At 69.1% G+C, this 703-nt stretch carries 1 protein-coding gene; it reads left to right on the forward strand.

Annotation, left to right across the window (positions count from 1 at the left end):
- On the forward strand, positions 1 to 654 hold a 654-nt coding region (locus tag ACFPN9_RS26110; protein ID WP_377817888.1), incomplete at its 5' end, for a methyl-accepting chemotaxis protein.
- Between the last annotated feature and the right edge of the window lie 49 nt (positions 655 to 703).

The following is a 703-nucleotide window of genomic DNA, read 5'->3' on the forward strand; positions in this document are numbered from 1 at the left end:
AAGAAGACGGCGAGCGAGGCGGCCCAGGCGACCGGCATGGCCGAGGGCGCCGAGAGCCAGGCGCAGCAGGGCGAGAAGGTCGTGGCGTCGGCGCTCGAAGCGATGCAGCGTATCCGCACCTCGTCCGACAAGATCTCCGAGGTCATCGCGATGATCGACGAGATCGCCTTCCAGACCAATCTGCTGGCGCTGAACGCGGCGGTCGAGGCGGCGCGCGCCGGCGACAGCGGGCGCGGCTTCGCGGTGGTCGCGACCGAGGTGCGCAGCCTGGCCAAGCGCTCGGCCGATGCCTCCAACGACGTCAAGAAGCTGGTCGAGGCGGCGCATGGCGACGTCAAGGTCGGCGTCGGGCTGGTCGAGGAGACGGCGCAGATGTTCGAGGCGATCGTCGCCTCGGTGAACGACCTGACGGGGCTGATGAACGGCATCTCGCAGACGGCGATGAGCCAGGCGAGCGACGTCTCGGCGATCAACACCGAGATCGACGGCATCGGCTCGATGGCGCATCAGAACGCCGCCCTGGTCGAGGAGACCAATGCGGCGCTGGCGCTGACCGACGAGCAAACCCGCGCGCTGAGCGAGCACATCGCCCGCTTCCGCTTCCGCGAAGGCCATGGCGGCAGCAAGGCCCACGCCATCGCCGAAGCGGCCTGAACCGAAACGCCGCGGCAACCGAAACCCGAAGGCCCCGCCATCCACCCAT

It is taken from the genome of Allobosea massiliensis (assembly GCF_042655245.1).
GTDB lineage: Bacteria > Pseudomonadota > Alphaproteobacteria > Rhizobiales > Beijerinckiaceae > Allobosea > Allobosea massiliensis.